Genomic DNA, 8,738 nt, shown 5'->3' on the forward strand with positions numbered 1-8,738 from the left:
TAAACGCCTTAAAATTGGTTTCTATTCTATCACACTGCCATATAAAATAACAAAACAATAACCAATGCAAATAGCATTAATTTGCATTCAATTCTTGCTCAGGCAAAAAGCCTCCAACCTGTGCGTCCCACATGGATTTGTATAAACCGTTTTTGGCAATCAATTCTTCATGACAACCATCCTCAACAATAACTCCCTTCTCAAATACTAAAATTCTATCCATATAAAGCAGTGTTGATAAGCGATGCGCAATGACCAATGTCGTTTTACCCTGCATCAACCCAAACAGCGACGCTTGAATCGATTCTTCAGTAATCGAGTCCAATTGGGATGTTGCCTCATCAAGAATCAAGATAGTGGCATTTTTAAGAATGGCACGCGCGATAGCCACTCGCTGTCTTTGTCCACCAGAAAGCTTTACTCCCCTCTCACCAACGAGGGTATCATAGCCTTGCGGCAAACTGCTGATAAAATCATGGCAATGAGCTTGTTGTGCAGCAGCAATAATCTCGGCTCTTGTTGCACCAGCCTTACCAAAGCCTATATTCTGCAACAAACTGCGATGAAATAAAGTTGGGTCCTGCGGAATCATACTAATTGTGTTTCGCAAGGACTCCTGAGTTACCTGACTGATATCCTGCTCATCAATTAGAATACGACCTTCTTCCACATCAAAAAATCGTAGAATCAGATTAATGAATGTTGTTTTTCCACTTCCGGAATAACCTACTAAACCAACGCGTTGCCTGGGTTGAATGACTACCGATTTTTTTTCAAAAATTTGATTCCCTTCGTGGTAATGAAAACTCACATTATCAAATTCAATTTTTCCTTTCTTCACTTGCAATTGTATTGCATTGGGTTCATCAACAATTTCAATAGGTGTGACAATCAAAGACAAAGCCTGTTGGGCTACACCGATTTCACGGAATAGATCAGCCAGTGCATGGCACAAATACCATACCTGGGTCATAATCGAAAAAAAAGAATTAAAAATAAATACCAGATCACCAGTGGTTATCAAATTACGTTGCCAGAAAGACAAGAGCAGATAGACCATTAGCCCCAGCATTACTGTTACTGGTATATCTAAAAACAAGCGAAAGAGGTTCATGTAAATAGTGAGTTTCTTATTACTTTGTACCTCTCTTTCCTGACTTTTATTGATATAGGACAATTCATCGCGACTACGTGCAAAAAGTTTTACCGCACCAATATTGCTAAGGGTATCAACAATTTTTCCGCTTAATTTGCTTTTATCTTCTGCATTTTCTTCGGCGTAACGATTAATATTACGCGCAAAATAAAAACTAATAAAACCCTGCAAAATAATCCAGGATAATAATAAGACTGTAAACCAACCATTAATTGTAGCCATCAATATCAAGGCAACAATGGTTGCACCGAGAGTAGCTATACCATTCCAGCTGATAATCATGCGAATGGCTTCAAGAGCCCGAGGAAGATCATTCACTTTATTAGCGAGACTGCCAGCCATTTGATTAGAGAAATAATGATAGGAATGCCGAGATAAATAGTCCAAAACAGACATTCGAACCTGGGCTTGGAATCTTGGTATGACATAGCCTTGCCACCAGTTTTGCAAGCGAATAATGATAATTAAGCCAGCCCAGGCTCCTCCCCCTAACCATAAAGCCGGTGCTACAGCAAAAAAAACACTGGTGCGATCACCTTGTTGATTAGTAATCGCATCAATAATCATCTTTAAGGAATAAGGGATAATATTGGTTTCTAAAATGAGTGCTAAGGGGGCTAAAAAAAAGATAGCGAAAGCAATAGGTTGTTTTTTAATAAAATGCCAAAAAAAAGAGGTTAACTTTTTAGGTAACATCTCATTTTCGGCTAACGTGTAATTTAGTTTCTCTTGCATGGCAGGCAATTAGTTTAATTCAAACCAGAATAACATTAAAATGCTATACCCTGCCCTTGTTATTTACACAATAATCGAAAAACCTAATAACAAACCATGCTGGACTGGAATATTGGATAAACGCCAACTTTCCATAGAGGGATTAGCTCGAATTTTTGGAGCAGCACCAAAAACACCTTGGTATAGTAAATTCAGACTGGTCACTTCAGTAATTGGATAACCAAAACCCGCTTGCACTTCTCCAGCCAACTCTGATTTATTGTCAATCAAATAACTGGCAATTTGCCAGCGCCGGTAAGCAATTCCCCCCTTCACTTGTGTGTAGAGAAGGCTTTCAGTGACTGGATTACTATTGGCTGTGATTAATAAATCCAGCATCGGTTTTACTGTTGTACGAACCACGCCGCCTAAAACATCCAGAGTACCGTGAGGGATACCCAGGCGCATACTTCTACCATTTTGGACACCAAACTCTATGCCAAAACTGCTTTGCGTGGTTGCCAATAACTCTGCTGCAACAGCCATTCGCGCAATCACTGAATGACCATCATTGTGGTACATATTTTGATATTCGGTGTAACCTGTACTGGCAGTGACAGACCACCGATTATCCTCAATTCCTGCCTCTTCTAATACCACAACAGGTGGCAACACCCCATGCGCATGGAGCGACAAAAAACAGCAACATAGGATTGCAGGCCAAGTTCTTCTAATTTTTCTTTTCATTCGTTGCACAAACTAAACTCACAAAAAGACTATGACCCCACTTTATACGGTATTTAGAAATATTTTTCCACTGGAGAAAGTAACTTTTGTTCCCAAGATGACATTCCAGGATAGCTGATTGAAAACAACGATAGAAGGCGTAATCGCCATAAACGAATAGCTTTTATCTTGTTCACTATCCCCTTAAACACAAAAAATGTATTCCTCGCGATTAGTATATAATTTTTTAAACGATGTACTTTTCCGCACGTAATAACACTACGACAGGTTTTCATAATTCCTTCTTTTCTTTACTCACTATAGATTAAAAAATAACCTGCATTATTGATGACAATAAGAAAACAACAAAACCATGATGTAATTCATCTTGATCTTAAACGGGATAAAAGCGATGATTTTTTCTTTTCGATGGTTAAGGAGTTGGGGTGGAACACGAAACAATGGAATATGATGTGGTCATTGTCGGCGCAGGACCCGCTGGCTTATCAGCGGGTATAAAATTAAAACAATTGGCCATCAAGGAAAATAAAGAGCTTCGTGTGTGCATCCTCGAAAAAGGAGCTCAAGTCGGCGCTCATACCCTTTCAGGAGCAGTCCTTGAACCTCGCAGTTTGAAGGAATTATTACCTGATACCTGGCAAGACGCCCCATTAGACACACCAGTTAGCCAGGATTTATTTTATTTTCTTAGCAGCAAACGCGCTTATCGCCTCCCTACTCCAAAACCAATGAAAAATCATGGAAATTACATAATCAGCTTAGGGGAGCTTTGTCAGTTTCTAGCAACCCAAGCTGAAAACCTTGGTTGTGAAATTTATCCGGGTTTCGCAGCAACAGAGGTTTTGTACAATGAAAAGGGACAAGTCATCGGTGTAGCAACAGGAGATGTGGGCGTTGATAAAAGCGGTAATAAAACAGCGAATTATCAGGCCGGGATGCATTTGCATGCCAAGCAAACCCTTTTTGCAGAGGGTTGCCGTGGTCAGCTCAGCCAAATGTTAATGCATCGTTTTCATTTACGTAATGATGCTCAACCACAAACCTATGGTTTGGGAATCAAAGAAATATGGCAAGTTTCAGCTGACAAGCATCAGCGCGGTAAAGTGATACACACGGTCGGTTGGCCTCTTGATAATGCAACCTACGGTGGTTCTTTTATTTATCATTTATCAAAAAACCGAGTGGCAATTGGTTTTGTCGTCGGTTTAGATTACAAAAACCCCTGGTTAAATCCTTTTGCGGAGCTCCAACGCTTTAAAACCCATCCTTTTGTATCTGAATTGCTAAAAGATGGTGAACGTATTAGCTATGGGGCAAGAGCTTTGAATGAAGGTGGTTGGCAAGCAATGCCCAAACTCAGCTTCCCTGGAGGCGCATTAATTGGTGATGCAGCCAGTTTTCTAAACGTACCCAAAATTAAAGGTATCCATACCTCCATGCAATCTGGCATGCTTGCGGCAGAAGCGTGTTTCGAACTTCTAGAGAACGAGCAGCCTTCTCAAGCAGAACTCAGTGCGTATCCAGAAAAAGTCAAGCAGTCCTGGCTTGCTGAGGAATTATATAAAGTAAGAAACATTCGCCCGGGTTTCCGCTATGGTTTATGGATTGGCCTATTCAATGCTGCCTTTGAAACTTATGTCAGCCGTGGTAAATCCCCATGGACCTTAAAGAATCACGCTGATTATTCAACACTGCTTCCCGCGATCAAAGCTAAAAAAATTGAGTATCCAAAACCAGACGGCGTCCTTACTTTTGATCGGCTGTCTTCGGTTTATTTATCGAATACTTATCATGAGGAAAACCAACCCTGTCATTTAAAACTTCGTGATCCAAAACTCGCGATAGACGTTAATTATCGGCAATATAGTTCTCCTGAAACACGTTACTGCCCTGCTGGTGTCTATGAAATTGTTGAAGAAGAAGCTGGCCCCAGGTTACAGATCAATGCCCAAAACTGCATTCATTGCAAAACCTGCGACATCAAAGACCCTCGTCAAAATATTCTCTGGTGCGCGCCTGAAGGTGGGGGTGGACCGAATTATGTGAGCATGTAATTCATTAGACTACTTCAGGAGCGCCAGGAGAATTGCTTCGCCGGTAAGGTGTTTCAAATCTTATTGTACTTTCGTGTACACTGTATTTCTGCGCTCCGTATCGCCTTGCTCTTTTCTCTCTATAGCAGGGTTCCGAAGAAATCTATTAACCAATAAGCAAGTTCAAGATTATTGTCATTTCAGATTGATGGCGTTAGACTTGCTACGGTTTATGAAGTCCCGGTGGCACAGCTGGATAGCGCAGCCCCCTCCTAAGGGGCAGGTCGGAGGTTCGAATCCTCTCCGGGACGCCAATGGAATCAAAAGGTTAAAGATTATTTGCGAGGTGCGTTTTAACTCCACATGCGACAATCATTTTTATTCTGGTGCCTACCTGTGTGCCTAAAAATTTATTTTGAATCCTCATCATCAACACACTGTAAGTAAGGACTATTTTCGATGGCCGTAAATATAAAACTAACTTCTTTGAAGTTTAATGACGGCTCTATCATACCGTTGGCTGAAAATAGTACCACAGTGATTGTTGGGCCCAATAATGTTGGTAAAAGTTGCACTTTACGAGAAACATATAACATCCTGAAAAATGGTCTTCAGCAAGCTGCCGGCTTAAATAAAGTTATTACTAACATAACATTTGAACAGCTTGGCACTGCTCATGAATTTGACACCTATTTGAATGAAAAAACCACCTCATTTATTGATGACAATGGAAATGTTTTTAGAAGATCGTTACAAACAAATATTCACCAAACTCAATCACAGAATATGTGGAATAATATTCAACAAAATGGATTGAGAGAATTATTAAATGTATTTGTAACCTTTGCAGACACTGCAAATAGACTAAATATTATTTTACCTCCTGATACATATGACAGAATGAATGAAATACCTCAACACCCCATTCAAATGTTTTTAGATAATGATACTAATGAAGAGAAACTGAGTCGCTATGTAAAACAAGCTTTTGGTGAAGACCTCATTCTAAATTGGGGTGCTGGCAAGAAATTACCACTTCACATAGGAACGAAACCAAATTTTGATGGTAAAGAAGATAGGGTTTCATCATCATATGTAAAAAAATTACTTACAGTGCCACTCGCACACGAACAAGGAGATGGGATTAAGAGTTTTTTAGGCTGTCTTTTATCTACAATTATTTTAGACAAGCCTATAACATTATTAGACGAACCAGAGGCGTTTCTTCATCCACCCCAAGCAAGATTATTAGGTACTTTACTTGCGAATGAGCATCAAGCAAAGCAATTAATTATTGCAACACATAGTGGTGATGTTTTACGGGGAATTCTTGATACAAATATTCAAAACTTAACTGTTATTAGAATTAATAGAGATGGAAAAATAAACACACCAAGCATATTAGAACCAAGAGATATAAAAGAGTTCTGGAATGATACTCTCTTACGTCACTCAAATGTATTAGATGGCTTATTCCATGAATCAGTTATCATTTGTGAATCAGATGCTGACTGTAGGTTTTATTCCGCTTTACTATCATCTATTCATGAAAAAGAAAATAGCACAACTGATTCTCCTAACAAAAAACCTGATACCTTATTTATTCCAGCTGGTGGCAATGCGCGTATTGCAAAAATTTCTACTGCTTTGAACAAAATTAAGGTAAAAACTTTTGCTATCATAGATTTTGACACATTGCAGAATCGAGACGGACTTAAAAAGCTTTATAAAAATTTTGGTGGTAACTGGGATGATATTAAAGACTCCTATAATGCAGTAAAAGAACAAATTGATAAAATGGAGCCACCTGCAACAGTTGAAGAAACATGTAACAATATAGAAAAAATAATATCAGAGATGAGGCTCGCAAAAAGTATAACAAATAAACAACAACAGCAAATTAACGGTTTTTTAAGGGCAACAAAAGGATGGAGCAAAGCTAAAAATCTTGGACTTAATATACTGTCTACCGATGAAGCGACGCTTACACAAGCAAAATTACTTCTGGAAAAGCTAAAAGAATTTAATATATGGGTAGTACCCTATGGTGAACTTGAAAGCTTTGATACATCAATTAATGAACACGGACCAAACTGGGTGAATGAAGCTCTTGATAAAGGCCTGGTTGATGACCCAACAAAATTGTCTAATGCCCGTTCATTCATGAGTGAGTTAATGAAAAAACTCTAGCTAACTATTTACAAGTGATCGCACTCTACCCTGCCAAATCAAGGTCAACCCAATCTCATTCATTAGCCCTTTGATAAACATCATCTAATAAAGCAGCAATAATCAATTTTCTCAAATGCTCATTTTGCAAAAAATCACCAATAATTTTTTCATTTCGACCATGGGATTAACAAAAGCTGTCATAGCTTCTGCTTCAAATACAGGCTTCACTTGCTCTTTCGTATTCGCTCGCATTTTTTCAGCAAGAGATTCATTGTTTACCATGTCTCCAAATCTGATCAAATAGCAATCGATCGTCATCTGTCCAATCAGTTCCGTATTTATCGTTAATTACTTTAATAACTACAGACAAAGTTGAATTTTTCTGCTCTTTTATGCTAGCTGTCGCTACTTCCGAAGGGCCATAAACAGGGGCATTCTCGTTGATGCTTAAACAGCACTGCCTTCAAAGGTTTTTTCTAATCGATACGATTCTAAAGCAATTTCTTCATTAAGATTAATTGAACCAGCATTGGAGCGATAAGGAAGTTTAGTGAGCAACAATTCCCCATAGGCGTATAGCTTATGTAAGTCGGGATCGACAAAATCAACAACTTGACTTAAAAAGCTATATAAACGCACAAAGCTTCTTAAGTTATTTTTAAATAGCTCTCCCTCTTCATTATATATTTCCCCTTCTTCGGTATGATCACGATAGGCTTACCAGTTCAGAATAATTACCCCATTTGTTTCCCTATATCACTACTTAACTTAAAAAACTCTAATAATTAAATTCATACTGACAAATTTCATTCAGAAGAATTTAAGAAACCTATAATCATTTTTTTAACTTCATCCACGTATCCATCCATACCATGAGTAGCCCCAGGAATTTTTATAAACTCTGTTTTTATATTATTTTTTGTGAGCATATCGTATAAATGCAACTGTTCCTGAATACCCACACGATTATCATTAAGGCCATAAATCAATAGGACTTCAAGTGAGGAGGGTAATTGTTTTACTAAAGAAACAGGGTTTCTTGCTTTTAACCATTCATTAAATTGATGAAACTTCTTTTGTTCCTTAAATTTCATTTCAAACATATGTTTCATTTCAGGACGCAATGCTACAGTAGTATCTAAATCAACATTACCTGATATAGAGATTGCTTTGTGAACCGTTCCTTTTACCAGGGAACTGCGACTTAACGAAACAAACATTTGCATCGCCCCACGGCTAACACCAATCATTGCAATAGGGGATTTTAAATGGCTTTGTGAGGCTTGCTCTAATTTGGGAATGAACCGAATTAAATTTTCAATATCATTTATATCCTCACCACCAAACTCATCTATTCCTTTATAAATATTTCCTCGATATAAAGTACCAATAACGTTATATCCGTCTAAAAAAGAAAATGCATTATTAGGACGAAGTATGCCGAAATTCCCATTTCCACCCCTTACAAACATAATTAAAGGATGTTCTCCTGTAGTAATTAAACTTAAGTATCCTGCTACTTCGTGCCCATCGCTTAAATACTTAAAAATATATATGCGTCGTTTTTTCTCAAGGAGCGGTTGTCTAAGCTCCAAGGGTATGTTTAGATCGTGACTTAAACGTTCGGAAATATCTTGTATAGAATCATTACCAGTTAACCGATAATAATTAGTGTGATTTCTATTATTTAGATAACCTATCGCTCCTTGATAAACTCTAAGTATAGTTTTATGCTGCCAAGCGATAACGCCTAATAAGACAATAAAAAAAACAGCTAAAAATTTTTTCATTTTGTTCCAGTTAATATTTTCATTCATTAACGTAAAAGACGAGTTATTGTCAATTCTGGTGTATGAGCAAAATATCATCAAGCGGCCTTCCAGTCCGATTGTTCAACAACCTGCACTCCGTCTTCA

General features: G+C 38.1%; 7 protein-coding genes and 1 tRNA gene. 3 read left to right on the forward strand and 5 right to left on the reverse strand.

What is annotated here, in order from left to right; all coding sequences use genetic code 11:
* Nucleotides 1-76: 76 nt before the first annotated feature.
* Nucleotides 77-1,891, reverse strand: coding sequence for an ABC transporter ATP-binding protein (locus Lfee_RS06465; RefSeq protein ID WP_058445062.1), 1,815 nt, complete (start codon nucleotides 1,889-1,891; stop codon nucleotides 77-79).
* Between the two features lie 63 nt (nucleotides 1,892-1,954).
* A complete protein-coding gene (locus Lfee_RS06470) occupies nucleotides 1,955-2,617 on the reverse strand; it encodes a DUF3187 family protein (RefSeq protein WP_238584879.1) in 663 nt (220 codons plus the stop codon).
* Between the two features lie 425 nt (nucleotides 2,618-3,042).
* Here Lfee_RS06470 and Lfee_RS06475 point away from each other — a divergent pair, with 425 nt between their 5' ends.
* The 3 genes from Lfee_RS06475 (at nucleotide 3,043) to Lfee_RS06485 (ending at nucleotide 6,840) form a co-directional block, all read left to right on the forward strand.
* Nucleotides 3,043-4,671 (forward strand): electron transfer flavoprotein-ubiquinone oxidoreductase, encoded by a 1,629-nt coding sequence (locus Lfee_RS06475; RefSeq protein ID WP_058445064.1) that lies wholly within the window; start codon nucleotides 3,043-3,045, stop codon nucleotides 4,669-4,671.
* A 216-nt stretch (nucleotides 4,672-4,887) separates the two neighbouring features.
* Nucleotides 4,888-4,964 (forward strand) — tRNA-Arg (locus Lfee_RS06480).
* Nucleotides 4,965-5,109: 145 nt separating this feature from the next.
* Nucleotides 5,110-6,840, forward strand: coding sequence for an ATP-dependent nuclease (locus Lfee_RS06485; protein ID WP_058445066.1), 1,731 nt, complete (start codon nucleotides 5,110-5,112; stop codon nucleotides 6,838-6,840).
* A 111-nt stretch (nucleotides 6,841-6,951) separates the two neighbouring features.
* Here the strand turns inward: Lfee_RS06485 and Lfee_RS06490 are convergent, their stop codons facing one another.
* The 3 genes from Lfee_RS06490 to Lfee_RS06500 form a co-directional block, all read right to left on the reverse strand.
* Nucleotides 6,952-7,104, reverse strand: coding sequence for a hypothetical protein (locus Lfee_RS06490; protein ID WP_156413367.1), 153 nt, complete (start codon nucleotides 7,102-7,104; stop codon nucleotides 6,952-6,954).
* Between the two features lie 165 nt (nucleotides 7,105-7,269).
* Nucleotides 7,270-7,461 carry a hypothetical protein gene (locus Lfee_RS06495; protein ID WP_058445070.1) on the reverse strand — a complete coding sequence of 64 codons (192 nt, stop codon included), beginning with the start codon at nucleotides 7,459-7,461 and terminating at the stop codon, nucleotides 7,270-7,272.
* A gap of 167 nt (nucleotides 7,462-7,628) precedes the next feature.
* A complete protein-coding gene (locus Lfee_RS06500) occupies nucleotides 7,629-8,612 on the reverse strand; it encodes an alpha/beta hydrolase family protein (protein ID WP_058445072.1) in 984 nt (327 codons plus the stop codon).
* Between the last annotated feature and the right edge of the window lie 126 nt (nucleotides 8,613-8,738).

The sequence above is a fragment of the Legionella feeleii genome (genome assembly GCF_001467625.1).
Lineage (GTDB): Bacteria > Pseudomonadota > Gammaproteobacteria > Legionellales > Legionellaceae > Tatlockia > Tatlockia feeleii.